This window comes from Sphingomonas sp., from assembly GCF_017304615.1.
Classification (GTDB): Bacteria; Pseudomonadota; Alphaproteobacteria; order Sphingomonadales; family Sphingomonadaceae; genus Sphingomonas.
In genome coordinates this window covers 1020276-1045995 of the sequence record NZ_JAFKLZ010000001.1, presented here as the reverse complement: position 1 = coordinate 1045995, position 25720 = coordinate 1020276, and the positions used below count along the sequence as shown (strand labels likewise).

At 65.1% G+C, this 25720-nt stretch carries 28 protein-coding genes; 14 read left to right on the top strand and 14 right to left on the bottom strand.

All coding sequences use genetic code 11. The features are described from left to right. Positions 1 to 24: 24 nt before the first annotated feature. Together J0J06_RS05270 and J0J06_RS05265 are read left to right on the top strand one after the other, a co-directional pair. The gene (locus tag J0J06_RS05270) at positions 25 to 369 is read left to right on the top strand and encodes a VOC family protein (protein ID WP_294040280.1); all 345 of its coding nucleotides are present in this window, start codon (positions 25 to 27) and stop codon (positions 367 to 369) included. A 41-nt stretch (positions 370 to 410) separates the two neighbouring features. Further along, positions 411 to 767, top strand: a complete 357-nt coding sequence (locus J0J06_RS05265) for a GFA family protein (protein WP_294040279.1) — start codon at positions 411 to 413, stop codon at positions 765 to 767. 1 nt (position 768) lies between these two features. Here the strand turns inward: J0J06_RS05265 and moaB are convergent, their stop codons facing one another. From moaB to J0J06_RS05250, 3 genes are all read right to left on the bottom strand, one after another. Further along, positions 769 to 1296 carry a molybdenum cofactor biosynthesis protein B gene (gene moaB / locus J0J06_RS05260; RefSeq protein WP_294040278.1) on the bottom strand — a complete coding sequence of 176 codons (528 nt, stop codon included), beginning with the start codon at positions 1294 to 1296 and terminating at the stop codon, positions 769 to 771. Between the two features lie 107 nt (positions 1297 to 1403). After that, positions 1404 to 3113: a lytic transglycosylase domain-containing protein gene (locus tag J0J06_RS05255; protein WP_294040277.1), complete on the bottom strand. Its 1710-nt coding sequence runs from the start codon at positions 3111 to 3113 to the stop codon at positions 1404 to 1406. Then, positions 3110 to 3835, bottom strand: a complete 726-nt coding sequence (locus J0J06_RS05250) for a uracil-DNA glycosylase (protein ID WP_294040276.1) — start codon at positions 3833 to 3835, stop codon at positions 3110 to 3112. Before J0J06_RS05250 ends, J0J06_RS05255 begins: the two co-directional genes overlap by 4 nt. Positions 3836 to 3941: 106 nt before the next feature. Between J0J06_RS05250 and J0J06_RS05245 the strand changes: the two genes are divergently transcribed. The 6 genes from J0J06_RS05245 (at position 3942) to J0J06_RS05220 (ending at position 11288) form a co-directional block, all read left to right on the top strand. Continuing rightward, positions 3942 to 5600: an electron transfer flavoprotein-ubiquinone oxidoreductase gene (locus J0J06_RS05245; protein ID WP_294040275.1), complete on the top strand. Its 1659-nt coding sequence runs from the start codon at positions 3942 to 3944 to the stop codon at positions 5598 to 5600. Positions 5601 to 5694: 94 nt separating this feature from the next. Further along, positions 5695 to 6534, top strand: a complete 840-nt coding sequence (locus tag J0J06_RS05240; protein WP_294040274.1) for a 4-(cytidine 5'-diphospho)-2-C-methyl-D-erythritol kinase — start codon at positions 5695 to 5697, stop codon at positions 6532 to 6534. Positions 6535 to 6579: 45 nt separating this feature from the next. Next, positions 6580 to 8301 carry a dihydroxy-acid dehydratase gene (ilvD, locus tag J0J06_RS05235; protein ID WP_294040273.1) on the top strand — a complete coding sequence of 574 codons (1722 nt, stop codon included), beginning with the start codon at positions 6580 to 6582 and terminating at the stop codon, positions 8299 to 8301. A 58-nt stretch (positions 8302 to 8359) separates the two neighbouring features. After that, positions 8360 to 8680 (top strand): hypothetical protein, encoded by a 321-nt coding sequence (locus tag J0J06_RS05230; RefSeq protein WP_294040272.1) that lies wholly within the window; start codon positions 8360 to 8362, stop codon positions 8678 to 8680. After that, positions 8677 to 10110 carry an NAD(P)H-hydrate epimerase gene (locus J0J06_RS05225; RefSeq protein ID WP_294040271.1) on the top strand — a complete coding sequence of 478 codons (1434 nt, stop codon included), beginning with the start codon at positions 8677 to 8679 and terminating at the stop codon, positions 10108 to 10110. Before J0J06_RS05230 ends, J0J06_RS05225 begins: the two co-directional genes overlap by 4 nt. Then, positions 10107 to 11288 (top strand): class I SAM-dependent RNA methyltransferase, encoded by a 1182-nt coding sequence (locus J0J06_RS05220; protein WP_294040270.1) that lies wholly within the window; start codon positions 10107 to 10109, stop codon positions 11286 to 11288. The genes J0J06_RS05225 and J0J06_RS05220 overlap by 4 nt, the downstream gene beginning before the upstream one ends. Here J0J06_RS05220 and truA read toward each other — a convergent pair. Together truA and fmt are read right to left on the bottom strand one after the other, a co-directional pair. Next, a complete protein-coding gene (gene truA, locus J0J06_RS05215; RefSeq protein WP_294040269.1) occupies positions 11278 to 12024 on the bottom strand; it encodes a tRNA pseudouridine(38-40) synthase TruA in 747 nt (248 codons plus the stop codon). The genes J0J06_RS05220 and truA overlap by 11 nt on opposite strands. Next, on the bottom strand, positions 12021 to 12920 hold the full coding sequence (gene fmt / locus J0J06_RS05210; RefSeq protein ID WP_294040268.1) for a methionyl-tRNA formyltransferase: 900 nt from the start codon (positions 12918 to 12920) through the stop codon (positions 12021 to 12023). The genes truA and fmt overlap by 4 nt, the downstream gene beginning before the upstream one ends. 77 nt (positions 12921 to 12997) lie before the next feature. On the opposite strand from fmt, the gene recR reads away from it, so the two are divergent. Genes recR through J0J06_RS05195 form a run of 3 tightly spaced genes read left to right on the top strand, consistent with a single transcriptional unit; the run spans position 12998 to position 14429 of the window. Beyond that, positions 12998 to 13594, top strand: coding sequence for a recombination mediator RecR (gene recR, locus J0J06_RS05205; protein ID WP_294040267.1), 597 nt, complete (start codon positions 12998 to 13000; stop codon positions 13592 to 13594). A 31-nt stretch (positions 13595 to 13625) separates the two neighbouring features. Beyond that, complete coding sequence (gene def, locus J0J06_RS05200; RefSeq protein WP_294040266.1) at positions 13626 to 14150, top strand: peptide deformylase; 525 nt, start codon at positions 13626 to 13628, stop codon at positions 14148 to 14150. Positions 14151 to 14207: 57 nt separating this feature from the next. Then, positions 14208 to 14429 carry a hypothetical protein gene (locus tag J0J06_RS05195; protein ID WP_294040265.1) on the top strand — a complete coding sequence of 74 codons (222 nt, stop codon included), beginning with the start codon at positions 14208 to 14210 and terminating at the stop codon, positions 14427 to 14429. Here J0J06_RS05195 and J0J06_RS05190 read toward each other — a convergent pair. Continuing rightward, the gene (locus tag J0J06_RS05190; protein ID WP_294040264.1) at positions 14389 to 16050 is read right to left on the bottom strand and encodes a formate--tetrahydrofolate ligase; all 1662 of its coding nucleotides are present in this window, start codon (positions 16048 to 16050) and stop codon (positions 14389 to 14391) included. The genes J0J06_RS05195 and J0J06_RS05190 overlap by 41 nt on opposite strands. Positions 16051 to 16139: 89 nt before the next feature. Between J0J06_RS05190 and J0J06_RS05185 the strand changes: the two genes are divergently transcribed. Next, a complete protein-coding gene (locus J0J06_RS05185; protein ID WP_294040263.1) occupies positions 16140 to 17495 on the top strand; it encodes a DNA recombination protein RmuC in 1356 nt (451 codons plus the stop codon). A gap of 55 nt (positions 17496 to 17550) precedes the next feature. Then, positions 17551 to 18360, top strand: a complete 810-nt coding sequence (locus J0J06_RS05180) for a tetratricopeptide repeat protein (protein ID WP_294040262.1) — start codon at positions 17551 to 17553, stop codon at positions 18358 to 18360. Positions 18361 to 18363: 3 nt separating this feature from the next. Here J0J06_RS05180 and J0J06_RS05175 read toward each other — a convergent pair whose 3' ends face one another. The 8 genes from J0J06_RS05175 to J0J06_RS05140 all read right to left on the bottom strand — a co-directional run bounded on the left by J0J06_RS05175 (position 18364) and on the right by J0J06_RS05140 (position 23959). Further along, positions 18364 to 19164: an RNA methyltransferase gene (locus J0J06_RS05175; protein ID WP_294040261.1), complete on the bottom strand. Its 801-nt coding sequence runs from the start codon at positions 19162 to 19164 to the stop codon at positions 18364 to 18366. An 18-nt stretch (positions 19165 to 19182) separates the two neighbouring features. Next, positions 19183 to 19380 (bottom strand): hypothetical protein, encoded by a 198-nt coding sequence (locus J0J06_RS05170; RefSeq protein ID WP_294040260.1) that lies wholly within the window; start codon positions 19378 to 19380, stop codon positions 19183 to 19185. A 274-nt stretch (positions 19381 to 19654) separates the two neighbouring features. Further along, on the bottom strand, positions 19655 to 19924 hold the full coding sequence (locus tag J0J06_RS05165) for an HPr family phosphocarrier protein (protein WP_294040259.1): 270 nt from the start codon (positions 19922 to 19924) through the stop codon (positions 19655 to 19657). Then, positions 19924 to 20331 (bottom strand): PTS sugar transporter subunit IIA, encoded by a 408-nt coding sequence (locus J0J06_RS05160; protein ID WP_294040258.1) that lies wholly within the window; start codon positions 20329 to 20331, stop codon positions 19924 to 19926. Before J0J06_RS05160 ends, J0J06_RS05165 begins: the two co-directional genes overlap by 1 nt. A 9-nt stretch (positions 20332 to 20340) precedes the next feature. Beyond that, positions 20341 to 21261 (bottom strand): RNase adapter RapZ, encoded by a 921-nt coding sequence (gene rapZ, locus J0J06_RS05155; protein WP_294040257.1) that lies wholly within the window; start codon positions 21259 to 21261, stop codon positions 20341 to 20343. After that, positions 21258 to 21695, bottom strand: coding sequence for an aldolase (locus J0J06_RS05150; protein ID WP_294040841.1), 438 nt, complete (start codon positions 21693 to 21695; stop codon positions 21258 to 21260). The genes rapZ and J0J06_RS05150 overlap by 4 nt, the downstream gene beginning before the upstream one ends. A gap of 10 nt (positions 21696 to 21705) precedes the next feature. Further along, positions 21706 to 23286 carry a stimulus-sensing domain-containing protein gene (locus tag J0J06_RS05145; RefSeq protein ID WP_294040256.1) on the bottom strand — a complete coding sequence of 527 codons (1581 nt, stop codon included), beginning with the start codon at positions 23284 to 23286 and terminating at the stop codon, positions 21706 to 21708. Further along, positions 23255 to 23959: a response regulator transcription factor gene (locus tag J0J06_RS05140; RefSeq protein ID WP_294040255.1), complete on the bottom strand. Its 705-nt coding sequence runs from the start codon at positions 23957 to 23959 to the stop codon at positions 23255 to 23257. Before J0J06_RS05140 ends, J0J06_RS05145 begins: the two co-directional genes overlap by 32 nt. Before the next feature lie 134 nt (positions 23960 to 24093). Here J0J06_RS05140 and J0J06_RS05135 point away from each other — a divergent pair, with 134 nt between their 5' ends. Then, positions 24094 to 25710, top strand: coding sequence for a phosphoenolpyruvate carboxykinase (locus tag J0J06_RS05135; protein WP_294040254.1), 1617 nt, complete (start codon positions 24094 to 24096; stop codon positions 25708 to 25710). Positions 25711 to 25720: the final 10 nt, after the last annotated feature.

Genomic DNA, 25720 nt, shown 5'->3' with positions numbered 1-25720 from the left:
ATAGCAAGAACATTGGAGACGGGAATGGCCAAGCTCAATTATGTAGAACTGCCCGTGCAGAGCACTGAAACCACCAAGGCGTTCTTCGCCGACGCGTTCGGTTGGGATTTCGCCGATTACGGCCCGACCTATGCCGCGACCCAGACCGGCGAGGGCGATCTGGGCCTGCAAGGCGACCGTGCCGAGTGGACCAGCGCGCCGCTGCCGGTGATCCAGGTCGACGATCTGGATGCGACCTTGGCCGCGGTGACCGGGGCAGGGGGCACTATCTCGCAGCCGATCTTCGCTTTTCCTGGTGGGCGGCGGTTCCACTTCCGGGATCCCAACGGCAACGAACTGGCGGCGATGCAGCCGGACACGCACGCATGACGATCCCGGGGAGCTGTTGCTGCGGCGCGATCCGTTTTGAATTGAGCGAGCCACCGTCGATGATGGCGACATGCCATTGCTCGCGGTGCCGCAAGCTGGGCGCGAGCACGTTCGTCTTTGTCAAGCGTGAGACCTTCCGGTGGATTGCCGGCGACGACGCCGTCGTGCGGTTCCAGCCTGTTGCTCCCTACAAGTACACCCGCGCGTTCTGCGGTACATGCGGCACCGCGTTGGGCGAGGTTGGGTCCGATGCCGACAGCTTCCCGATCGCGGCCGATACGCTCGATGTGGATCCCGGTGTCCGAGTGCGTTTCCACGAGTTCGTCGCGGAAAAGCCGGCATGGGTCATGATATGCGACGATGCCAAACAGTTCGACGGGCATCCCGTCAAAGGATGAATTAGCGTTCAGAGAGACGTGGCATCAGTTCGACGAAGTTGCAGGGGCGGAAACGGCTGTCGAGTTGATCCTTGAGGATCATATCCCAGCCGTCCTTTACCGCGCCGGTCGAGCCGGGCAGTGCGAAGACGTAGGTGCCGCCCGTGACGCAAGCGCAGGCGCGCGACTGGATGGTCGAGGTGCCGATCTTGGCGTAGCTCAACCAGCGAAAGGCTTCGCCGAAGCCGGGGATCATCTTCTCGGCGACCGCCTCGATTGCTTCGGGGGTGACGTCGCGGCCAGTGACGCCGGTGCCGCCAGTGGTGATGACGACATCGACGTCGGGGTCGGCGATCCAATGCGCAAGGCGTTCGACGATCGCTTCGAGATCGTCGCGCTCGATCGCGCGATCGGCAAGGATGTGGCCCGCGGCAGTCAGAAGATCAACCAGCGTATCCCCCGATTTGTCCTCGGCGGGGCCGCGCGTGTCGGAGACGGTGAGCACCGCAATGCGGACGGGCAGGAATTCGCGGGTTTCGTCGATGGGCATGGCGCGTGCCATATCACCCAACGGTGCTACCGCGAAGGCGGGAGCCCAGGGTCAAGGACCGCATCGCGCGTGATTCTGGATTCCCGCTTTCGCGGGAATATCAGAGCTTACTTCGCCCCGGGAAACTTCGGCCATTTGCCTTGCGCTAGCGCCTCGCGGCTCGGCGATTTCAGGCGGCCGTCCTTGGCTTCGTACATCCAATAATTGCGCATCACGGTGGTCACATACCCACGCGTTTCCCAATAGGGGATCGATTCGATGTAAAGCAACGGATCGCCGCCATCCTTGACGATCGAATTCCATTCCGTGACCGGCACGGGCCCGGCATTGTAGGCCGCCATCACCTTGATCAGCGATCCGTTGGCAAAGCTTTGCGAGGCCAATCGCTCGAGCGTGCGCTGACCGACCGCCATATTGACCGACGGCATCGTCAGCGCGCCGCGATCGACCGTGATTCCGCGCTCCCGGGCATAATCGATCGCCGCCGCCGGCATGATCTGCATCAGGCCGTATGCGCCGGCGGGACTGACGACGTTACGCTTGAACCGTGATTCCTGGAGCGCGTGAGCATAGACCAGCGCCTTGTCGATCGTCCAACCGCCATCGGGCGTCCATTTCGGTGCGGGAAAGCGCGCGATGGTCGGCGGCTTGGCTCCCTGCGGGCAATTGTTGCCGAGCCACATCAGGGTCTCGGGCAAATCCAGCGTTTCCGTCAGGCGCACGAGCGAGGCATATTCCAGCGTCGGGCCGATCTTGGCCTGTTGCTTGAGAACGCTGTCGGCGAGGTCGGTCTCGCCGATTTCGACCAGGGCCGCGGCGACCCGGACGTTCGGGCGGTTCTGCAGCTTGTCCCAGTCCGCCAGCATCAGCTCATCAGAACTCCGCGGCTGTTCCTTGATGCCGAGCTGTTGCCGCGCGAGCATGCCGTAGAAAGTCTCGTCGAGTTGCGCGGCGTTCTTCAGCCGCCCTTCGACCAGTTGCGGCCGGTCGCACTTCATGTCGGCGCGTGCCGCCCAATAGAGCCCCGCCGCGCGCAATTCGACGTCGCTGGCGCGCGCCGCGACCTTCACGAACGCCTCGCCAGCCGCGGTGCAATCGCCCTGACGCCACGCCGCGAGTCCGCCGACCCATTGGCCCTGAACCGACCAATCGCCGGAGCCAAGCGCTGCTTTCGCCGCCATCATGCGAGCGTTATTGTCGTCGCCTTGCAGGAAATAGATCCACGCGACGCGCTGCTGCCATTCGGTCTGCGCGTCGGGGGTGAGGTTGGGAGTCGCTTCGAGCAACGCCTGCGCCTCCGGCCCCATGTCACCCTTGATGAAGGGCTGCATCTTGAGCGCGAGTTCGGCGCTGGCGAGGTCATATTTGGTCGGTTTGGCGCGACCGCGAGTCGAAGCGCCATTGGCCCAGACGAGCTTCTGCGGCACCGGCAGACCCGGCGCCACCACGCCGCGCGATGCCAGGATCTTCGCGATCGCGGGGGCTTGGGGCAGTTCAGGGGCGTTGGAAATGACCGCGAGCAGCGGGTCGTTATCGACCTTCGGCGATCCCTTGGCGAGGTAGAGTTCAGCCGCCGCGATCGAATGGAGCGGCCCCGGCTTCATCGTGGTGAGCTGAATCTGTGCATCGACCCAGCGCTGTTCGCGGATCGCCTTGAACACAGCGCGATAGCCGGCGCGCTGGTCGGCATCGAGTTGAGCGGGAATGCCGCGGCTCATCGTGGCGGCTGCGGGCGGATCGCCCGCGGCGAACGCCGGGCTTGCCACGACCGGGGTCAGCGCGAGCACGCTGGCGGCAATCAGATAGGCAATCTTCACTCGAATCCCCCGATCAGCAGTCTCAAATCCTTCCACGCATCGGCCTTTGCCGCGGGCCGCTCCAACAGGAAGCGCGGATGAAAGCTCGCAACCACCTCACTTGTCCCGCCATCATGACTAACGACGCGTAAACTTCCACGCGCATCGGCGACATCCATCCCCGTGATCGCACGGCTCGCCGCATTCCCGAGCGCTAGGATGCGTTTCGGCGCCGCTAGAGCGATGTGATGACGGATCAACGCTTCGAGTTTTTGCCCGGCGTCGGTGGTCACGCGACCGGCCGGCGGACGCTTCACGGCAAGGGCGGTAAGGTAGGTCAAGGCGCGATCACGTCCGATCGCTGCGAGCATACGGTCGAACAATCGCCCGGCGCTTCCCGACAACAGGACGCCCGCCCCGTCGTCCTCGCGATCGGGCATGTCGGCGACGATCATCAGTCCGCTGGCGGCGTCGCCCTGCACGCCGAGCGCCTGACCGGGCCAGCCGGATTCCGGCGCGCTCGGCCCGACCCGCCACGCGACGAACTCGGCGAGCGTGTCGGGCAGCTTGGGGGCTTCGACAGGCGCGTCCTGCACAACGGCGGGCGATTTGTCCGGAGACGGCATCCGCGCCAACCAATCCCGCGGCGCGTCATCGATTTCGCAATCGACCCCGGCGTCGCGCCACCATTCGAGAGTGCTGGCGACGCTCGCGCGCCAATCGTTGTGCTGGTCGGCCCCCATATAATGCACATAGAGACGAGAGTTGACGGCGGGGTCAATTCGCGGGCACCGCTTTCGGGGATATTCCGTTGTCGCTCAGCGACGACAGGCGTTTGGAGAGTTGGGGATGAGCGAACGCGAATCGATGCCGTACGACGTGGTGATCGTCGGCGCAGGGCCGGCGGGCCTGTCGGCGGCGATCCGGCTGAAACAGCTTGCCGCGGAAAAAGACGGCGAGATCAGCGTATGCGTGCTGGAAAAGGGCTCGGAAGTCGGCGCGCACATCCTGTCGGGCGCGGTGATCGATCCGAAATCGCTCGACGAACTGATCCCCGACTGGCGCGACAAGGGCTGTCCGCTTGCCGAAGTGCCGGTCAACGACAACCAGCACTGGATCCTGACCAAGAAGAAGCGGTTCTCGATGCCGCATATCTTCACCCCCGGCTTCATGCACAACAAGGGCACCTACACCGGCAGCCTGGGCAATCTGTGCCGCTGGCTCGCTGGGCAGGCGGAGGAGCTGGGGGTCGAAATCTTCCCCGGCTTCGCGGCGGCGGAAATCCTTTATAATGACGACGGCAGCGTGAAGGGCGTCGCCACCGGCGACATGGGCGTCGCGCGCGACGGCAGCCACAAGGGCGACTACCAGCCGGGCTTGGAACTCCACGCCAAATACACCTTCTTCTCGGAAGGCGCGCGTGGCCACCTGACCCGGCAACTGGTCGACCGTTTTGACCTCCGCGCGAATTGCGAGCCGCAGGTCTATGGCCTCGGCATCAAGGAATTGTGGGACATCAAGCCGGAAAATCACGCCCCCGGGCGCGTGATCCACTCGCAGGGCTGGCCGCTCAGCGAGAGCGGGTCGAACGGCGGCGGATTCCTGTATCACCAGGCGAACGGTCAGGTCGCGCTGGGTTTCGTGACCTGGCTCAATTATTCGAATCCCTATCTCTCGCCGTTCCAGGAAATGCAGCGCTGGAAGACCCATCCGGCGATCGCCGCGATCCTGGAGGGCGGCAAGCGCGTATCCTACGGCGCGCGGGCGATCAGCGATGGCGGTTATCAGTCCGTGCCCAAGCTGGTGATGCCAGGCGCAGCGCTGATCGGCGACACCGCCGGCTTCCTCAACGTGCCGCGGATCAAGGGCACGCACACCGCGATGAAATCGGGCATGATGGCCGCCGAAGCCGCCTATGACGCCGTCCATTCGCAGCGCCAAGGCGACGAACTTACCGCCTATACCGCCGCTTATGACGATAGCTGGGTGAAGAAGGAGCTCAGTGTCGTCCGCAACGTCCTGCCGCTGGTTGAAAAATACGGCGAGCTGTTCGGCACGGTGCTGGCGGGCATCAACATGTGGCTCGAAAGTTTCGGCATCAAAATGCCCTTCACGATGAAGCACCATGCCGACCACAAAACGCTGTGGCGTAAGGACTTGGTCAAGCCGATCGCCTACCCCAAGCCGGACGGCGTGCTGACCTTCGATCGCCTCTCATCGGTGTTCCTGTCGAACACCAATCACGAGGAGGACCAGCCGGTCCACCTGACGCTGAAGGACCCGAACATCCCGGTCGACTACGACCTGCCGATGTATGACGAACCGGCGCAGCGTTACTGCCCGGCGGGGGTCTATGAGATCGTCGGCCAGGAAGAGGGCGATCCGAAGTTCGTGATCAACGCCCAGAACTGCGTTCACTGCAAGACGTGCGACATCAAGGATCCGACGCAGAATATCGTGTGGGTGGTACCCGAAGGGGGCGGGGGCCCCAATTACCCGAATATGTGACGCAGCCTTTGCTCCCGCAAAGGCCGGAGCACAGGGTTATATCGCGACCGGCATATTGCTTGACCCTGGGTTCCCGCCTTCGCGGGAACATAATATGGGGTGGCTCGTGACGATCACCGCACGCGCCCCCGCCAAGATCAACCTCGCGCTCCACGTCCGCGCGTGCCGGCCGGACGGCTATCACGAGATCGAAACGCTGTTCGCGTTCTGTCGTGACGGCGACCTGCTGAAAGTCGAGGAGGCGCAGGCTGACGAATTGACCATCGTCGGGCCGTTCGCGGACGGCCTTTCGACCACCGACAACCTGATATTGTCCGCCTTGGCCGCGATGCGGGAACTGGGCGATATTCCGCCACTTTCCGTCACGCTGACCAAGAATTTGCCCGTCGCGGCGGGGGTTGGTGGAGGATCGGCCGACGCGGCGGCGATGATCCGGCTGCTCGACCGGCGCTACGTCCACAACGGAGACAACAAGGAACTGGTTTTGACGACGGCGCATCTCGGCGCGGATGTCGGGGCTTGCATCGTCGGCCGCACGCGGATCGGAAGGGGGGTGGGCACTGACCTCCATATGGCGTCTGCTGATCTTGAACGCTGCCCGGTGCTTCTAATCAACCCGCGCGTGCCGCTCGCGACCGGTCCGGTATTTGCGGCGTGGGATGGTGTCGATCGTGGCGGTCTGTTCGAAGGTACGGCGCGAGAAATTGCGATGGCCGGACGCAACGACTTGGAGCAACCTGCTATCGAGCTATGCCCTGAGATCGCCGACGTCCTGACCGCGTTGCGCAAGACGGATGCCTGGTTAGTCCGAATGTCCGGCTCCGGCGCCACCTGCTTCGCGCTGTTCGACAGCGAAATCGCCAGGGCTGAGGCACATAGCGCTATCGCGACGACACACCCCAATTGGTGGCAACTCGAATCCACCCTCGCGTAATAGTCTTGCGCCAAAGCCCCCTCAGGCGACATAGGCGGTCGCGCCATGACCAATCGTTTCGACAAATCGACCCTGCCGAGCCGCCACGTCTCGGTCGGCCCCGAACGCGCTCCGCATCGCAGCTATTACTACGCGATGGGCTTGACCGAGGATGACATCGCCCGCCCGTTCGTCGCGCTGGCCAGCGCGGGCAATGACAGCGCCCCGTGCAATACGCGCCTCGACGACCAGGCCGACGCCGCCCGCGAGGGCGTGATCCAGAACGGCGGCATGCCGCGGCGCTTCAACACGATCACCGTGACCGACGGCATCGCGATGGGGCATCAGGGGATGAAATCCTCGCTCGTCAGCCGCGAAGTCATCGCCGATTCGGTCGAACTCAGCGTACGCGGGCATTGCTACGATGCGCTGGTTGGGTTTGCCGGGTGCGACAAGTCGCTGCCCGGCATGATGATGGCGATGCTCCGCCTCAATATCCCGTCGATCTTCGTCTATGGTGGATCGATCCTGCCCGGCCGTTTCCACGATAGGGACGTGACCGTCGTCGATGTGTTCGAAGTGGTCGGCAAATATGCCGCCGGGACATGCCCGCTGAGCGAAGTGCACGCTCTCGAAAAGGTCGCGTGCCCCGGCCATGGCGCGTGCGGCGGCCAGTTCACCGCCAATACAATGGCCTGCGTCGGCGAGGCGATCGGATTATCCTTGCCGAACAGCAATATGGCTCCGGCTCCTTACACGACGCGCGAACAGATCGCGGTCGCGGCGGGGCATCAGGTGATGGACTTGCTGGAGCGTAACTTGCGCCCGCGCGACATCTGCACGCGATCGGCCTTCGTCAACGCCGCGCGTGTCGTGGCGGCGACCGGTGGCTCGACCAACGCCGCGCTCCACCTGCCGGCGATGGCGAACGAGGCCGGCATCGATTTCGATCTGTTCGACGTCGCCGAAGCGTTCAAGTCGACGCCCTATATCGCCGACCTCAAGCCCGGCGGGCAGTATGTCGCCAAGGACATGTACGAGGCCGGCGGCGTCTACATGTTGATGAAGACGATGCTGGATAATGGCCTGCTCGACGGCTCGTGCCTGACCGTCACCGGCAAGACGCTGGGCGAGAATATCGACGAAGTTACGTGGAATCCCAATCAGAAGGTGATTTACGACGTCAGGACGCCGTTAAGCCCGACCGGTGGCGTCGTCGGCCTGCGCGGGTCGCTCGCGCCTGACGGTGCGATCGTCAAGGTGGCCGGGATGCACCGGCTGCAGTTCGAAGGCCCGGCGCGCTGCTTCGATTGCGAGGAAGATTGTTTCGCCGCGGTCGAGGCGCGATCGATCAACGAAGGCGAAGTGCTGGTCATCCGCTACGAAGGGCCCAAGGGCGGTCCCGGGATGCGCGAGATGCTGTCGACCACCGCGGCACTTTACGGTCTCGGCATGGGCGAGAAGGTCGCGCTGATCACGGACGGGCGCTTCTCCGGCGCGACGCGCGGCTTCTGCATCGGCCATGTCGGACCTGAAGCGGCCGATGGCGGACCGATCGCGCTGATCCAGGACGGCGACACGATCCGCATCGACGCCGAGGCGGGAACGATCGACCTCGACGTGCCCGACGCTGCGCTCGCTGAGCGCCGTGCCGCATGGAAGCCACGCGTGAACGACTATCAGTCGGGTGTGTTGTGGCGGTATTCGCGCACCGTCGGTCCGGCGTCGCAGGGCGCGGTCACGCATCCTGGGGCGGCGGCCGAAACGCACGTCTATGCGGATATTTAGCGCGATATTGTCGGTTCTCGCGCTGGCGTCATGTAGCCAGCGGGCCGATCCAGGCGCGATGTCCAACGCCATCGACAACGCCCAGGCGGCGGCGGGTGGCGACGACCGGATCGAATGCGCCGCCGCCGGTGCAGCGACATTTGCGCGTGACTGCACGGTGGAGCGCACCGAGTTGGCCGAAGGACTGATCCTGACCGTTCGCCGCCCCGATAACGGCTTTCACCGCTTGCTCGTCGTCAAGGACGGCCGCGGCGTGATCGCCGCCGACGGCGCGGAAGAAGCGAAGGTTACGGTCATCGGCGACGGCCGGATAGAGGTCGCGATCGGCGGCGACCGCTATCGGCTGCCTGCGACCGTAAAGGCAAGGGGCGGCAAATGATCCCGATCAACGGCCAGCCGATCCTCACCGCCGCGCAGATGCGCGCGGCGGAGGAGCGGGCGATCGCTGCCGGATCGAGCGTCGAGGGGCTGATGGAGCGCGCCGGGGCCGGCGTCGCGGAGGCCGTCCGCCGCCTCGCCGCCGGGTCGCCCGTCCTGATCCTGTGCGGGCCCGGCAATAATGGCGGCGACGGCTATGTCGCGGCGCGCGTGCTGAAGGCGAATGGCGTGGACGTGCGCGTCGCCGCGACGGGTGAGCCGAAGACCGAGGCGGCCATCCTTGCCCGAACGCGATGGGACGGCCCGACCGAACCGATCGACACCGCAGCGGCATGCTCGCTGATAGTCGATTCGATCTTTGGGACCGGGTTGCGCGACGCGCTCGATGACAGTCTGGCGGAACAGGTCGGCAAGCTTGGGAAGCAGGCGCGCCTTACCATCGCCGTCGATCTGCCCAGCCATGTCGCGACCGACACAGGACAGGTCTTCAACGAGGACCGAATTCCACCTGCGGACCTTACCCTCGCGCTTGGCGCGGTAAAGCCCGCGCACCTGCTGATGCCGGCGGCCGAATATTGCGGCGCCGTTCGGCTGATCGACATCGGAATAGATTCTTACCTGGTCCATCCCGACGAACCACTTCCACTTGTGATCCAGCGACCCGAATTCTTCCTTCCGACGCAGCTCAGCCACAAATATTCAAGAGGACTGGTCGTCGTCATTGCGGGCCGGATGCCGGGCGCGGCGCATCTTGCCGCCAAGGCGGCGGCGCATGCCGGCGCGGGCTATTTGGTACTGTTTGGCGACCAAGGGGAACCTACAGGGCTGCCCGACGCGATCGTCCGGCGCGAGTGGGACCCCACCGCATTGAATGATCTAGTTGCAGGGAAGGCCAATGTGGTGATCGTCATCGGCCCGGGTCTGGGCCGCGATGAAGAGGCGCGAGAGAAACTGGCTGCGGCGATTGGGACCGGACGGGCGTTGGTCATCGACGGCGATGCGCTGCATCTGCTCGACGACGCCGCCTTTGCGAATTTCGCGAGGCGCGACTGGCGCGACAGCGTGGTCATGACGCCGCACACCGGTGAGTTTTCTGCGGCCTTCGGGAACTGGTCGGGCACCAAGATAAACGCTGCGCGCGAAGCTGCAGCGCGCGCGAGCGCGACAGTGGTGTTCAAGGGCCCAGACACGGTGATCGCTGGCCGCGACGGGTCCACCGTGGTTACGCTCGCCGGCAGCAAGTGGCTTTCGACCGCGGGGTCGGGCGACGTGCTGGCAGGAACGATTGCCGCCGCCATCTGCTCATGCGCGCATGACGATGACGCGGCCGCGGGGGTCTGGATGCACGGCGAAGCGGCGCGGCGGCTTGGCGGGGCGTTCATCGCCGACGACCTCGCGCGCGAGCTTTCAGCCGTGCGAGCGTTGCTATGAGTGCGGACACGATCGTCCGCGTCGCTGCGCGCGGCGATGGCGTCACGGCGGACGGGCGGCATGCCGCGCTGGCCGCGCCGGGCGACATTCTCAACGCCGATGGATCGCTGACGCACGGGCCGCATCATCAGACGCCGCCGTGCCGCCATTTCCCGGTTTGCGGCGGATGCCAGCTCCAGCATCTCGACGATGCGGCCTACGCGCAGTTCATCGTCGATCGCATCGCCAGGGCGCTCGCGGCGCACGATCTGGAGGCCGACATTCGCGCGCCGATCCTGTCGCCGCCGCGCTCGCGCCGCCGTGCGACGCTTCATGCCGAAACGAAGGGTGGCCGCATAACTATCGGATTTGCTGAGCAAACGAGCCACGCGCTGGTCGATATTCAGGAATGCCACGTTCTCGCGCCCGAACTGTTCGCGGTCGTGGCGCCGCTACGCAAGTTGCTCGCTCGGTTGGGGATGAAACGCCGCGCGGACATCCAGATGACCTCTTGCGACCAAGGCGTCGATCTGTTGGTCGGTTGCCGCGCGGAGGGGCTGGCGGCGGCGGAAGCGATTATCGCCTTCTGTCAGGACAATGGGATCGCGCGGTTCGCCGTTGACGACGGTCTCGGCCCCGAAACGCGGTGGGAGCCGGAGCCGGTGACGGTAACGCTTGGCGGCGTTCCGGTGCCGTTTCCTCACGGCGCCTTTCTCCAGGCGACGGCGGACGGCGAAGCGGCGCTCGTCGCGGCAGCGCGCGAGGCGATCGGTTCCGCTGCAACCATCGCCGACCTGTTTGCGGGCCTCGGCACCTTCGCCTTGTCGCTCGACGGCAAGATCTATGCGGCGGAGGCGGCGCGTGACGCCATCCTGTCGCTCAAGAGCGCAAACGCGCGGGCAGGGCGGCAAGTCTTTGCCGATCACCGCGATCTATATCGTCGCCCCCTGACCGTGCAGGAACTCGATCGCTTCGAGGCGATCGTTCTCGATCCGCCGCGGGCAGGCGCGCGGGATCAGGCCGCGGCGCTGGCGGCGGCGCGCACTCCTTCCATCGCTTATGTTTCCTGTAATCCTAGTAGCTTCGCACGCGATGCTCGGGCGTTGTGCGATGGTGGGTACAGCCTCGATTGGATTCAGCCGGTCGGCCAATTCCGCTGGTCGACCCATGTCGAACTCGCAGCGCGGTTCAGCCGGTAGGATAGTCAGCGCGCAGGAAATACAGCCCGTCGGGCGGCGCGTTGAAACCGAGGGCGGCGCGATTCGTAGCCTCCATCGCCGCCTGGAGGTCATCGCGCGTCCATTTTCCCTGACCGACCAGCGCGAGGCACCCGACCATCGACCGCACCTGATGATGCAGGAACGATCGCGCGGAGGAGAACACGCTGATCCGGTCATCCGCCGCCATGACATCGAGCCGGTCGAGAGTCTTGACCGGACTGTCCGACTGGCAATGCGCCGATCGGAAGGTGGTGAAATCATGACGCCCCACCAGCACTTGCGCGGCGTCGTGCATCGCGACGGCGTCGAGTGGCTGCGGCACGCGCCAAGCTAACCCCGCCTCCCACGTCAACGGCGCACGGCGGGTGACGATGCGGTATTCGTAATGCCGCGCCAGACACGAGAAGCGCGCGTGCCAGTCGTCCGGCACCGACTCGCATGCCAGCACCGCGACCGGATCGGGCCGCAGCCGCGCGTTGAGCGCCTCCATAAGCCTGAACGGCGTGATCGCCCGATTGACGTCGAGATGCGCGCGCATCCCCAGAGCATGCACCCCCGCGTCGGTGCGCCCGGCGGCGTGCACCGTTATCGTCTCGCCGGTGATGTCGTGCGCCGCCCGCTCGATCGCGCCCTGCACGCTCGGCCCATGATCTTGCCGCTGCCAGCCCATGAACGGCCGGCCGTCATATTCCACGGTCAGGGCAAAGCGAGTCACAGGCAGGTGCCGGGAGCCACGGAAAATCCGCGTAAAAGCTCGTCCGACGTCATGACGCCCCGCCCCGCCCGCTGGACGAGGGTGGGGCGGAGGGCGCCGGTTGTACAGGCAACCGTCAGCCCCTCGATGACCGTGCCGGGTGTCGCGTCGCCCGCGATGACGTCGGCTGCGAGGATTCTGATCCGCTCCCCCGTCATTTCGACGAAAGCGCCCGGCGGATTGAAGGCACGGACTTGCCGCTCCACGACTTCCGCGGGGTGCGCGAAATCGAGCCGCGTCTCGGCCTTGTCGATCTTCTTAGCGTAGGTGACGCCTTCTTCGGGCTGCTGCCGGGGTGGGAAAGCGGGCAAGTCCGCCAGTACCTCCACCATCAGGCGAGCGCCCATCCGCGCCAGTACCTCGGTTAACTCACCCGCGGTCTTGCCGCCGATCGGGATTCGGCCTTCGAGCAGAACCGGCCCGGTATCCAGCCCCGCCTCCATCTGCATGATCCCAACGCCAGTCTCCTCGTCGCCGGCCAAGATCGCACGCTGGATCGGCGCCGCGCCCCGCCAGCGGGGAAGCAGCGAGCCATGGACGTTGAGGCAGCCATGCCTGGGCGCATCGAGCACCGCCTGGGGCAGGATCAGCCCGTAAGCTGCGACCACCGCCACATCGGCATCGAGCGCGGCGAACTCAGCCTGCGCCTCTACGTTCCGCAAGCTTGTTGGTGTCCTGACGGCAACTCCCAGCGCCTCGGCGCGCGCATGGACCGGCGATGGCGTCAGTTCGCGCCCACGGCGCCCGCCAGGCCGCGGCGGCTGGCTGTACGCCGCGACAACCTCGTGACCCGCCGAAACCAGCGCCTCGAGCGTCGGAACGGCGAAATCCGGGGTTCCCATGAAGACGATTTTCACAATCCGCTCCGCTCCGTCCGCATGCCGCGCCTTTCACCGCTTGGCAGGGTGGGGCGCAACCCCCTATCTGTTCCGTCATGGCATCGCAGGAAATCGAGGCGCTGACGCAGGCGCTGGCGCGGCTCCCCGGGCTGGGTCCGCGATCGGCGCGGCGCGCGGTGCTGCATCTGCTGAAGAAGCGGGAAGGGGCGTTGGCGCCTTTGCTGTCGGCGCTGGAGGCGGTCGACCGCCGGCTCGCGACCTGCTCGGTCTGCGGCAATATCGACACGAGTGACCCGTGCGCGGTGTGCGCTGACCCGCGCCGCGACCAGCACAGCCTGTGCGTGGTGGAGGAAGTAGCGGACCTTTGGGCGCTCGAACGTTCGCGGCTCTTCCCGGGGCGGTATCACGTGCTCGGCGGGCGGCTGTCGGCGCTCGATGGCGTTCGACCCGAGGATCTTGGCATCGCGCGGCTCGTCAGTCGGGTCGAGGCGGGTGGGATCGACGAGGTCGTGCTGGCGATGAACGCGACGCTCGAAGGCCAGACGACCGCGCACTACATAGCCGAACGCATCGAGCAATTCCCGGTGCGGCTGACTCAGCTAGCGCACGGGCTCCCCGTGGGTGGAGAGCTCGACTATCTCGATGAGGGCACGCTCGCCCAGGCGATGCGGGCGCGGCGACCCGTCGCTTGACGCTCTGGCGCGCCTTCAATAGCTGACCAGCATGACCATCCTCACTATCCTCGAAGTTCCCGATCCCGGCCTCCGCGCCGTCGCCAAGCCGGTCGAGGCGATCGACGATGGCGTACGCGCGACAATCGCCGACATGTTCGAGACGATGTACGACGCGCGCGGCATCGGCCTCGCCGCGACCCAGGTCGGGATCGAACAGCGCATCTTCGTGATGGATTTGCAGGAGCCGGAAGAAGAGGACGGCGAGCCCGTGCGCAAACCGATGGCCTTTATAAACCCCGAAATTCTGTCGGTTAGCGACGAAACCTCAACCTATAACGAAGGTTGCCTGTCGATCCCCGAACAATATGCCGAGGTCGAGCGCCCGGCGCGCTGCCGCCTTAAATGGCAGGATGCCGATGGCGGCGCCCATGAAGAAGAACTCGACGGCCTGATGGCGACGTGTGTTCAGCATGAGATCGATCACCTGAACGGCGTGCTGTTCACCGATCATATCAGCAAGCTGAAGCGCGACATGCTGATGAAGAAACTCGCGAAGTTGCGGAAGGCCGCCTGATCTTGCGATAGCTGTCCATTGAGTGTATTAAGACCATGATACACAAGAGGGCATGTGATGGAAAAAAGCATCGTCGGTTGGTTGTTTCTGCTCAGCGTCGCCAGCTTCGCGCTGGCGGTCGGTTTGGCTGCGATGATCCACGACGTCGCGCGCATCGTGATTTGGGCGCTGGGGATCGGCTCGATCGGCTTGCTGGTCGCGGCTCTCGCTCTAGTCGCCGCCGCCCGCCTTTCGCGCTCTAGAACAAGCCTTCAATCTTCCCCGACGCGCCGATCCTGATTTCTTCTGCCGCGGGTACGCGAGGAAGGCCGGGCATGGTCATGATCTCTCCGCAGATCGCCACGACGAACCCCGCGCCCGCCGCCAGCCTTACCTCGCGCACCGGGACGCTGTGTCCGGTCGGCGCGCCCAACGCGGCGGGATCGGTCGAGAAGCTGTACTGCGTCTTCGCCATGCATACAGGCAGGTGGCCGTAACCGGCATCCTCCCAACCCTCCAGTTGCGCCAGTACGCTGGGTTCGGCAGTCGCACTTTCCGCACGGTAGATGCGGGTCGCGACGGTATTGATCTTGTCGAACAGCGGCAGGTCGTCGTCGTAGAGCGGCGCGAATTGCGAGGGCGTATCGGCCAATTCGGCGACGACTTTCGCCAGGCCCTCCGCGCCTGCGCCACCATTCGCATGATGCGTGCAGACCACCGCCTCGCATCCGTGCGCCTTCGCGATCGCGATGACCTCGGTCAGTTCGGCACCGGTATCCGTAGGGAAGCGATTGATCGCGATCACCGCCGGCACGCCGAACTGGCGGACATTCTCGATATGCCGAGCCAGATTGACCCCGCCCCGCGTCACCGCCGCGACGTCCTCGATGCCGAGATCGGCCTTCGCCACGCCGCCGTTCATCTTGAGCGCACGCACCGTCGCAACGATCACCGCGGCCGATGGCTTCAGGTCGGCCTGACGGCATTTGATGTCGAAGAATTTCTCGGCGCCCAGATCGGCGCCGAACCCCGCTTCCGTCACGACATAATCCGCCAGGCCCAACGCCGTCCGCGTCGCGATCACCGAGTTGCTGCCGTGCGCGATATTGGCGAACGGCCCGCCATGGACCAGCGCCGGGTTGCCCTCCAGAGTCTGAACCAGGTTCGGCTTGATCGCCTCCGCCAGCAACACCGCCATGGCGCCATCCGCCTTCAAGTCCTTGGCGGTGATCGGCTTCTTGTCGCGCGTATAGGCGACGACGATCCGCCCGAGCCGCGATTCGAGATCCTCAAGATCGTCAGCGAGGCACAGGATCGCCATTACTTCGCTGGCCACCGTGATGTCGAAGCCGCTTTCACGCGGGAAACCGTTGGCGGTGCCACCGAGTGATTGCGCGATGTCACGTAGCGCCCGGTCGTTCATGTCGAGCACGCGCCGCCACCCGATCCGCCGCACGTCGATATCGAGCGCATTGCCCCAATGGATGTGGTTGTCGATCATTGCCGCGAGCAGGTTGTGCGCGCTGGTGATGGCGTGGAAATCGCCCGTGAAGTGGAGGTTGATGTCCTCCATCGGCACGACCTGCGCGTAACCGCCGCCGGTCGCGCCGCCTTTGGTGCCGAAACACGGGCCGAGGCTCGGTTCGCGGAGCGCGAGCATGGTCTTCTTACCGATCCGGTTGAGCGCGTCGGCAAGCCCGACCGAGGTGGTCGACTTGCCCTCGCCGGCTGGAGTCGGGCTGATCGCCGTCACCAGGATCAGCTTGCCGAGGTCGCGCGGGACGGGAAGATGCTCGCGCGTCAGCTTGGCCTTGAACCGCCCATAAGGCTCGACCGCATCGGCCGGGATGCCGGCCTTGTCGGCGATGGCCTGAATCGGCTGAAGCGTCGCGGCGCGGGAGATTTCTATGTCGGACAGCATGATCCGTTCCTAGCGCGCGGTTCTGCGTCGGCAAGCCGAGCGCGAAAATCCCTCTGTCATCCCTTGGTCGTTCGATCTATGTTCCGCACATGACTGAGATCATTCTGGCGGCGCTCGGCGCTCTCGTGGTGGGTGTCGCGTTGGGTTGGCTCCTTGCCTCGCGGAACGGCGTTGCGGAACTGGCGGCGGCGAAGGTTCATGCCGATCAGCACGATCTGACGCGCAAGCTGCTGGCCGAGGTGACCGAGGAACGCGACACCGCGATGCGGTCGCTCGATTCGCATCGTGCAGCGACGGCGGAACGCGAAAAGGCGTTCGAGGCGCGGCTCGCCGAGCTGGTGGCGGCGAAGGATGCGCTGGCGAGCCAGTTCGCCGAAGTCGGTCAGAAGTTGCTCGACGAGGCGCAGGCCAAGTTCCTGCAGCGCGCGGACGAGCGGTTTCGCGAGGCGGAGACGACCAGCGGGCAGAATCTGAAGGCGCTGTTGCAACCCGTCCACGAACGGCTCGAACGCTACGAGCAGGGTGTCGCGAAGGTCGAGGCCGAGCGGCGCGACGCGTTCGGCGACCTAAAGGGTCAGATCGAATCGATGCGCGCGGGCAGCGAATCGGTCCGCGCCGAAGCGTCCAAGCTGGTCAACGCGCTCCGTAACGCACCCAAGGCGCGCGGGCGCTGGGGCGAACAGCAATTGCGCAATGTGCTCGAAAGCTGTGGCCTCAGCGAACATGCCGATTTCCAGGCTGAAGTCAGCGTTGCGGACGGCGAGGGAGGGCGCTTGCGCCCTGACGTGATCATTCGCGTTCCCGGCGGGAATGCGCTGGTGATCGACGCCAAGGTCTCGCTCAACGACTATCAGGACGCATTCGGCGCGATCGACGACGCTGAACGAGCGCTGGGGCTGCAACGCCACGCCCAGTCGATGCGCAGCCACGTCAATTCGCTTGGCGCCAAGGCGTATTGGAGCCAGTTCGACGACGCGCCCGACTATGTCATTATGTTCGTGCCCGGCGAGCATTTCCTGTCCGCCGCGCTCGAGCAGGACCCGACGCTATGGGATTTTGCGTTCGACCGGCGCGTGCTGCTCGCGACGCCCACCAACCTGATCGCCATCGCGCGCACCGTGGCGGCGGTATGGCGGCAGGAGAAGCTGGCGGGCGAGGCCCGGCAGATCGCCGAACTGGGCAAGGAACTCTATGCGCGGCTTGCGGTGATGGGCGGACATGTCGCCAAGCTCGGGCGCAATATCGGGCTCGCGAACGACGCCTATAACGCGTTCGTCGGCAGCCTGGAGACACAAGTGCTGACCCAGGCCAAGCGCTTCGAGGAGTTCAACATCGATACCGCCGGCCGTTCGATCGAATCGCCGCCGATCGTCGAACAGACGCCGCGCCCCCTCGTGAAGCTTGCGTCGGTGAGCGAGATAGCGGATCGTTCGGCGGAAGCTTGATTCGTCGGAGTAGCGGGCGATGCGTTTTGGGGTGTTTGGGGGTAGTGCGATAGGCATGGCGGCGATCGTCATGGCGACGCCGCTCGCGGCCGGCCAGACGATCAAACAGCAGCCGCCGGGCAAATCTGTCGAGCGCGCGACGCCGGTGCCCCAGAATGACGATGACGGCGAACCAGCGGTGAAACCGTCCCGGCGCACGCCCGACCGCGACGATGACATGCCCTCCGTCGCGGTGCGTGATCGAAGTGGCCGCTCGTCCGCGTTCGACGCCAAATACGACGCCGGAATGGCCGCGATCCGCGCCAAGAACCCAGGCAAGGCCGTTGAGCTGATGCGTCCGGTTCTTGCGGACTTCGAGAAGCAATATGCGGGGGAAAAGCGTGATATATTTTGCGCGCTTACCCCGGAACAATCGACTCGCTATCTCGCCGAGGCCGCCAAGGCGAACCGGCCGGCGGTGACGATCGAGCCCGGCTGGTGCCGCGCGCAATACGTCACCGCTTATGCGCTGATCGATCTCGAAAAAATGACCGAGGCGCAGACCGCGTTCGAACGGCTGGTCCGCTTTGCCCCGCAGAATTCGCGCTATCTCAACGAACTCGCCTACATCTTCATGAAGCAGAAGAAGTGGCAGCAGTCACTCGATCTCTATCGCCGCGCCGAGGCGGCCGCCGACCTGACGCCGGATCGCGCCAAGGAGGAACGGTGCCTGGCGCTCAAGGGAGTGGGGTATGACCTCGTCGAACTCGGGGACTTCAACGCGGCGGAAGCGGCGTATCGCAAGTGCCTCAACATCAACCCGGACGACGAGGATTCGCCGCGCGAGCTCGAATATATCCAGGAGCAGCGCAAGCTGACGGTGTAGCGCTCAGCCGCGCGGCCGGGCGAGCACTTCATAGGCCATCACTGCGGTCGCGACCGCCGCGTTCAGGCTGTCGGCTTTCCCGAGCATCGGCAGCTTCACCAGCAAATCGCACTCCGCTTCATATGCCTCGGGCAGACCCTGCGCTTCGTTTCCCGTCAGCAGGAACGTCGGCGAGGTGTATGACGCATCGCGGTAGCCAAATTCGGTCTGGAGGCTGAGCCCGACTAGCTGACCGGGCCCCGACCGCAACCATGGCAAGAATTCTTCCCATCGCGCCTGTGCGATCGGGACGGTGAATAACGCCCCCATGCTCGCACGCACGGCCTCCACCGAAAACGGATCGACGCAATCGTCGACCAGGATCAGTCCCCCAGCACCGACCGCGTCACCAGTACGCAGGATCGTGCCGAGATTGCCCGGATCGCGCAGCCGCTCGGCGACCAGCCAGATCGGCGAGGCGGCGCGGTCTAGGTCGGCGAGGGGGGTGGTGAATTCGGGAAACACGCCGACCACCGCCTGGGCGTTATCCTTGCCGGAAAGCTTGGACAGGATATCGTGACTGGTCTGGATCGCCTCGCCGCCATTGTCTTCGACCGCGTCGATCAGCGTCGCCGCCAGCGGATGCCGCGCGCCCTCCGCCGTGAAGAACAGATATTCAGGCAGTCGCCGCGCTTCGCGCGCCTCGGTCAGGATGCGCAGGCCCTCGGCAAGGAATAACCCTTCGGCGCGGCGGTGCTTCTTGTCGCGCAGGCTGCGAACGCGTTTGACGAGCGTGTTGGAAAAGGCGGTGATTTCGCGCGGCATCGACGGTCGCCTAGCGGTTCACGACACCGCGATCCACGCAATGTTGCTCCATGGCTGGACGTAGAACTCGCCGTCCTGCGCGCCCTGGACAGCGACGCCGATCTCGTCGGCGGCGATAATCGCGCGTTCGTTGGGGATCTTCTGCCCGGCGGTGCAAATCCGCACTATCAGGATATTGTTGTTGTTCGCCAGCGCGTTGCGCAACACTTCGAGCATGCTTAGGGTCCAAACTCAATTGACACGATGTCGTGACGGAGCCGATTTTGGTTCCAGGCTAGGAGCGACGAGAGAGCGATGCAGGAGGCATCGTGATCGAGGAGCGACGATGTCCTGGGGCCAAAATCGGCCCGCCGCTCAGCGGTTGCCCATGGAAGCCCGCCGAGCATCGTCGCTTGCTTGCGCGTAGCTTCTGCTACGCGACTGCGCTGCGCTCCTTGTCGGCGGGCCTCCATGGGCAATCACGATCCTCGTGCCACTTGAGTTTGGACCCTTAGTCCTCGCCGAACTTGGCCTCGACCAGTTCGCACAACGCACCGACCGCGCTCTCCGCGCCTTCACCCTCAGCGCTGATCGTGATCGTGTCGCCCATCGCCGCACCGAGCATCATCAGCCCCATGATCGACGTGCCGGTGACGCCGGGGCCGTCCTTCACCACGATGACTTCGACCGGCAAGCCGGAGGCCAGCGTCACGAATTTGGCGGAGGCGCGCGCGTGCAGGCCGCGCTTGTTGGTGATCTGGACGCTGCGGCTGACCGTCATCAAGCGGCGGCCTCGCCGAGCACTTCGGAGGCGACCGAGATGTACTTGCGTCCCGCCTCGCGCGCCGCGGCAATGGCGTCGATGACCTTCATCGTCTTCCGGGCGGAAGCCAAGCGAATCAGCATCGGCAAGTTGATACCCGCAATTACCTCTACTCGCCCGCGTTCGAGCAGCGAGATGGCGAGGTTGGAAGGCGTGCCCCCGAACAGGTCGGTCAACAGGATCACGCCCTGGCCGAGATCGACTTTCGCGATGGCGGCGGCGATGTCCGCGCGGCGCGCCTCCATATCGTCGTCAGGGCCGATCGCGATGGATTCGACGTGCTCCTGCGGGCCGACGACATGTTCCATTGCGGTCACGAATTCGGACGCCAGACGTCCGTGCGTCACCAAAACCAGCCCGATCATGCTTGCCTACTATCCCAAACTGGTCCGCGGCGCACCTTCCAGCGAGTCCTGCGGCGCTGCCCCCAAGTCCCTGTGCGCGACCGTGGGCGAAAACCCCGCCGCGCGCAACCGCCGAGCGACCCGATCCGCGACATGCACCGACCGATGTCTCCCTCCGGTACACCCGAACGCAATCGTCACATACGACTTCCCCTCTGCCCGATAGCGGGGGAGCAAGAGGAGGAGCAGGTCCTCGATTTTCGACACCGCCGCCTCATAGGCCGGGTCGGCGGCGATATAGGCCGACACGTCGGCGTCGAGGCCTGTACCGGGGCGCAAAGCTTCGTCCCAGTGCGGGTTGCGCAGGAACCGCATGTCGAACATCAGGTCGGCGTTGCGCGGCACGCCGCGTGCAAAGCCGAACGACATCACCGCCAGCGTCGGTTCACCCAGACCCTCGCCGCCGAAAGTCGCACGAACCTGTTGCGCAAGTTCGTTGGCGCTCAGGTCGGTCGTGTCGATCATTCGGTTCGCCCAGCGCCGCAGCGGCGCGAGCAGTTCGCGTTCGCGGGCAATACCGTCGCTCGCCGGGCGGTCGAGCGCGAGCGGGTGACGCCGGCGCGTCTCCGAATAGCGCCGTTCCAGCTCGGCGCCGCCGCAATCGAGGAACAGCGTGCCGATGTCATAGGCATGGTCGTCGCGCAGCTTCTTGATCCGTTTGACGATGCGACCGGGATCGAAATCGCGCGTACGGGCGTCGATGCCGAGCGCCAGCGGGCGATGATCGTCCTCCGCACCCTCCGCCGGCGGCGATGCCAGCAAGCGGTCGAGCAACCGCAGCGGCAAGTTGTCGACAGTTTCCCAGCCGAGATCTTCGAGCGTCTTGAGCACCGTCGACTTGCCCGCGCCCGACAGGCCGGTGACGAGCAGGATCTCGCGAGCATCGGTCAAGCGGCGGCTCCGGCAAAGTGCCTCAGCGCCAGTTCGACCTTGATCGGCGCGGATGCCGATCGCGCGTCGATCGCGACCTCGGGAAGGGTAACCCCGGCGATGCTGCGACGTTGGTCGTCCAGGGGCATCCGTTCGGGCGCCTCGCTCAACCTGATCGCCAGCGCGACGGGTGCTTTTTCAACATAAGCCATCGGCAGAATGCCAAGGCCGCGGACCTCGATCTTCCCAGCGATCGTGCCCGGCGCGGACGCGATCAGGACATCGCCAACTCGCGTGAGCAACGTATAGTCGTCGCTCACCAGCATCGCGCCGCGATCGATCAGGCGCAGCGCGAGGTCGGACTTTCCCGCACCCGACGCGCCTTCGATCAGCACCGCCCGATCGCCGATCGCGACGCTAGTGGCGTGAAGCGTTTCGGACGAGGGCAGGGCGATGGCGTGTCTCCTAGCGACTTGGCGACAGCGGCAGGCGAACAACGAACCGGGCGCCGCTTAGCCGGTCCTCACGCGATTCCACGACGATCGTGCCCTGATGCCCTTCGACGATCGTCCGCGCAATGGCGAGACCCAGGCCCGAATGCTTGCCGAACTCCTCATTCTCCGGACGGATCGACTGGAAGCGTTGGAAGATCGATTCGCGTGCTTCGGCAGGCACCCCCGGTCCTTCATCCTCGACCCTAACCACAAGCTCCCGTTGCTCGATTGTTGCCGACACGATGATCAGGCCATTGTCGGGCGAGAATGAAATGCCGTTCTCGAACAAATTCTCGACTACGCGCTCCAGCCGGGCACCTTCTCCCATCACCGTGCCACCACCGGACGTCCGGTCGTCGAATCGAAGCTGCACGCCACGCTCAATCCCGCGATCGCTACGCTGAGCGATCAGACCGGCGATCATCGCGGGCACATCGACCGCGTCGAACTTGGCGCGGCTGAGTTGTGCATCGAGCCGCGACGCCTCGGCGATGTCGGTGATGAGCCGGTCGAGCCGCTGCACGTCGTCGCGCAGGATCGCCAGCAATCGCTCGCGCAATTCGGGATCCTTCACCGAGCCGAGTCCCTCCAGCGCAGAACGCATCGAGGCGAGCGGGTTTTTCATTTCGTGCGCAACATCGGCGGCGAAGGCTTCGGTCGCATCGATCCGCGCCCGCAACGCCTGGCTCATATCGCTTAGCGCACGCGCCAGGCTACCGATCTCGTCGCGGCGCGAGGGCAGGCGAGGCACCACCACTTCGCGGGCGCGGCCCAGTCTGACCCGCACCGCCGCGCGCGCCAGCCGCCGCAGGGGCCGAACGATCGTCCGCGCCAGAAACAGCGAGAGGAAGATAGACAGAAGCGTCACGATAGCGAGCACGATGCTCAACCGGAGCCGCTCGCTGCGCACCGTCTGGGTAATGTCGCGCGCATTGACCGTGGTCATCACGACCTCACTATCGCCGAGCGCGGCCGCCGCGGTGATGACGGGTGTGCGGTCCGGCGCGCGCCACACGGTCGCGGACGCAGTCTGGGTCGTTCGCGCGGTACGAACGTCGGGCCATTCGGTCCCCGCCTGGCGCTCGCGATAGAGCGGCGCGCGGGGCGAATTCACCACCGTATCGATCACCGCGTCGAGGAAGCGTCCGGCTTGTTGTCCCCAGTCCTGCGTCGTCGGGTCGATCAGCTGGACGTTGCGCAGGCCCATCGCGCGCGTGTCGCCGGCCAGCGTGCCGTCAGGCTTGAACCAGCGGACGCGCGCGCCCGTGTCACGCGCCAGTTGCAACGCCAGCGCGGCGCGATGGTCTGGCGAGGACGCCGTCATGGCGGCGGCGATCAAACGCGCCTCGCGGCTCGCCTGGGCGCTACGGCTGTCGAGAATGCGGCTGCGATATGAATCGAGGTAGAAGAACCCGCCCGCCAGCAGCGCCAGCGCGAAGATGTTCAGCGCGAGGATACGGGTTGTGAGGGATAGGCTGCCGGACCAGCGAAGCGACAGGTCGCCGGCGTCGCGGTCGCCCCTATTCCTCCGAAAAACGGTAGCCAGCGCCATATAATGTTTCGATTGCGTCGAAGCCGTCGTCGACTTCGCGGAACTTGCGGCGAACGCGCTTGATATGGCTGTCGATGGTGCGATCGTCGACATAGATGTCGTCCTGATAGGCGGCATCCATCAACTGGTTGCGCGTCTTGACGACGCCGGGGCGCTGCGCGAGCGCCTCCAGGATCAGGAATTCGGTGACGGTCAGCGTGACGTTGCCGCCGCCCCACGTAACTTTGTGCCGCGCCGGGTCCATTTGCAGTCGACCGCGAACGATCAGCGTGTCGGCAACCGCTTCCTCGCCGCCTACCGCATGCGTGGCGTCGGTGCGGCGCAGGATCGCGCGGATGCGGGCGATAAGCAGGCGCTGGCTGAACGGCTTGGCGATATAGTCATCCGCGCCCATCGCGAGACCGAGCGCTTCATCCAGCTCGTCATCCTTGCTGGTCAGGAAGATCACCGGGATGTGGCTTTTCTCGCGCAGCCGTCGGAGCAGTTCGAGCCCGTCCATCCGCGGCATCTTCACGTCGAAGATCGCGAGGTCGGGCGGATTGTCGACGAGCGCCTTCAGCGCGGTCTCGCCATCCGAATAAACGCGGGTCAGAAACCCTTCCGCCTGCAACGCGATCGACACGGAGGTCAGGATGTTGCGGTCGTCGTCAACGAGCGCGATCGTAGCCGTCATCCGCGCTGGGTAGAGGAAAGGGAGTTAACGCTCAATGGCCCGTTTGACGCCGATTGGGCCGAGCGATATGGGCGCGATCAACGCCAATGCATACGAATGCATGGTTAAAACAGAACGGATTGAGGAAAACCATCGTGAGTGAGCGCATCCCGGACGCCGGGCTCGAGTCGCAGGGTATCGAGACCCGTGCCGACCTCCACTGGAATTTGGTGACGGCCCGGTTGGTCGATGCGGCGGTTCAGCGCGGCGAGGGCAAGCTGAGCGCAGACGGCCCGCTGGTGGTAGAAACCGGCCGGCACACGGGCCGCTCCGCGCAGGACAAGTTCATCGTGCGCGACGCCGAAACCGAATCGACCGTGTGGTGGGGCAAGACCAACAAGGGAATGTCGCCCGAGCATTTCGCAGCGCTGAAGGCAGACTTCCTGGCCGCCCTGCGCGACAAGGAAGATCTGTACATCCAGGATCTGTTCGGCGGATCGCAGCCGGAAAACCGGGTCAACGTGCGTGTCGTGACCGAGCTTGCCTGGCACAATCTGTTCATCCGCACGATGCTGGTCCGCCCGGAAGCGCGCGAACTGAAGGGTTTCATCCCCGACTATACGATCATCGACTTGCCGAGCTTCCGGGCCGATCCGGCGCGCCACGGCACGCGGACCGAAACGGTGATCGCGGTCAATTTCACCGAGAAGCTGATCCTGATCGGTGGCACGCGCTACGCCGGCGAGATGAAGAAGTCGGTGTTCGGGCTGCTCAACTATCTGCTGCCGGTCGACGGCGTGATGCCCATGCATTGTTCGGCCAACATGGCGCACGACGGCACAAACACGGCGGTGTTCTTCGGACTGTCGGGCACCGGCAAGACCACGCTGTCGGCGGACGCGAGCCGCACGCTGATCGGCGATGACGAGCATGGCTGGTCGGATACCGCGGTGTTCAATTTCGAGGGCGGTTGCTACGCCAAGATGATCCGCCTGTCGGCCGAGGCCGAGCCGGAAATCTTCGCGACGACCAAGCGCTTCGGCACGGTGCTGGAAAATGTCGTGATGGACCCCGTCACGCGCCAGCTCGACCTGGACGACGCCAGCCTCGCGGAAAATTCGCGCGGCGCCTATCCGCTCGATTTCATTCCGAACACGTCGGAACGGAATATGGGTCCAGTGCCCAACAACGTCATCTTCCTGACCGCCGACGCCTATGGCGTGATGCCGCCGATCGCCAAGCTGACGCCGGATCAGGCGATGTATCATTTCCTGTCGGGCTATACCGCGCGCGTGGCGGGGACCGAGATCGGCGTGACCGAGCCGGACGCGACCTTCTCGACCTGCTTCGGCGCGCCGTTCATGCCGCGCCATCCGTCGGTCTATGGCAACCTGCTCAAGGAACGGATCGCCAAGGGCGGTGTCGATTGCTGGCTGGTCAATACCGGTTGGTCGGGCGGCAAGGCGACGATGCCGGGGATCAAGCGGATGCCGATCAAGGCAACCCGTGCGTTGCTCAACGCGGCGCTAGACGGCAGCCTGAAGTCGGTGGAATTCCGCCGCGACCCGAATTTCGGCTTCATGGTGCCGGTCGACGTGCCTGGCGTCGATCCTGCGATCCTCGACCCGCGGGAGGCTTGGGCGAACAAGGCCGAATATGACGCGACCGCGGCCACCCTGGTCGACCTGTTCGCCGAGAATTTCGCGCAATTCGCGGACCAGGTCGACGAAGGGGTGCGACAATCCGGCCCCCGTTCCGCCGTCACCGTATAGCAAGGCCCGA

Coding starts and splice junctions, on each gene's coding strand:
- J0J06_RS05270 (WP_294040280.1), top strand. CDS start 25: ATGGCCAAGCTCAATTATGTAGAACTGCCCGTGCAGAGCACTGAAACC.
- moaB (WP_294040278.1), bottom strand. CDS start 1,296: ATGCCCATCGACGAAACCCGCGAATTCCTGCCCGTCCGCATTGCGGTG.
- J0J06_RS05250 (WP_294040276.1), bottom strand. CDS start 3,835: ATGGGGGCCGACCAGCACAACGATTGGCGCGCGAGCGTCGCCAGCACT.
- J0J06_RS05245 (WP_294040275.1), top strand. CDS start 3,942: ATGAGCGAACGCGAATCGATGCCGTACGACGTGGTGATCGTCGGCGCA.
- J0J06_RS05240 (WP_294040274.1), top strand. CDS start 5,695: ATGGGGTGGCTCGTGACGATCACCGCACGCGCCCCCGCCAAGATCAAC.
- ilvD (WP_294040273.1), top strand. CDS start 6,580: ATGACCAATCGTTTCGACAAATCGACCCTGCCGAGCCGCCACGTCTCG.
- J0J06_RS05230 (WP_294040272.1), top strand. CDS start 8,360: ATGTCCAACGCCATCGACAACGCCCAGGCGGCGGCGGGTGGCGACGAC.
- J0J06_RS05225 (WP_294040271.1), top strand. CDS start 8,677: ATGATCCCGATCAACGGCCAGCCGATCCTCACCGCCGCGCAGATGCGC.
- J0J06_RS05220 (WP_294040270.1), top strand. CDS start 10,107: ATGAGTGCGGACACGATCGTCCGCGTCGCTGCGCGCGGCGATGGCGTC.
- recR (WP_294040267.1), top strand. CDS start 12,998: ATGGCATCGCAGGAAATCGAGGCGCTGACGCAGGCGCTGGCGCGGCTC.
- def (WP_294040266.1), top strand. CDS start 13,626: ATGACCATCCTCACTATCCTCGAAGTTCCCGATCCCGGCCTCCGCGCC.
- J0J06_RS05195 (WP_294040265.1), top strand. CDS start 14,208: ATGGAAAAAAGCATCGTCGGTTGGTTGTTTCTGCTCAGCGTCGCCAGC.
- J0J06_RS05190 (WP_294040264.1), bottom strand. CDS start 16,050: ATGCTGTCCGACATAGAAATCTCCCGCGCCGCGACGCTTCAGCCGATT.
- J0J06_RS05185 (WP_294040263.1), top strand. CDS start 16,140: ATGACTGAGATCATTCTGGCGGCGCTCGGCGCTCTCGTGGTGGGTGTC.
- J0J06_RS05180 (WP_294040262.1), top strand. CDS start 17,551: ATGGCGGCGATCGTCATGGCGACGCCGCTCGCGGCCGGCCAGACGATC.
- J0J06_RS05175 (WP_294040261.1), bottom strand. CDS start 19,164: ATGCCGCGCGAAATCACCGCCTTTTCCAACACGCTCGTCAAACGCGTT.
- J0J06_RS05170 (WP_294040260.1), bottom strand. CDS start 19,380: ATGCTCGAAGTGTTGCGCAACGCGCTGGCGAACAACAACAATATCCTG.
- J0J06_RS05165 (WP_294040259.1), bottom strand. CDS start 19,924: ATGACGGTCAGCCGCAGCGTCCAGATCACCAACAAGCGCGGCCTGCAC.
- J0J06_RS05160 (WP_294040258.1), bottom strand. CDS start 20,331: ATGATCGGGCTGGTTTTGGTGACGCACGGACGTCTGGCGTCCGAATTC.
- J0J06_RS05145 (WP_294040256.1), bottom strand. CDS start 23,286: ATGGCGCTGGCTACCGTTTTTCGGAGGAATAGGGGCGACCGCGACGCC.
- J0J06_RS05140 (WP_294040255.1), bottom strand. CDS start 23,959: ATGACGGCTACGATCGCGCTCGTTGACGACGACCGCAACATCCTGACC.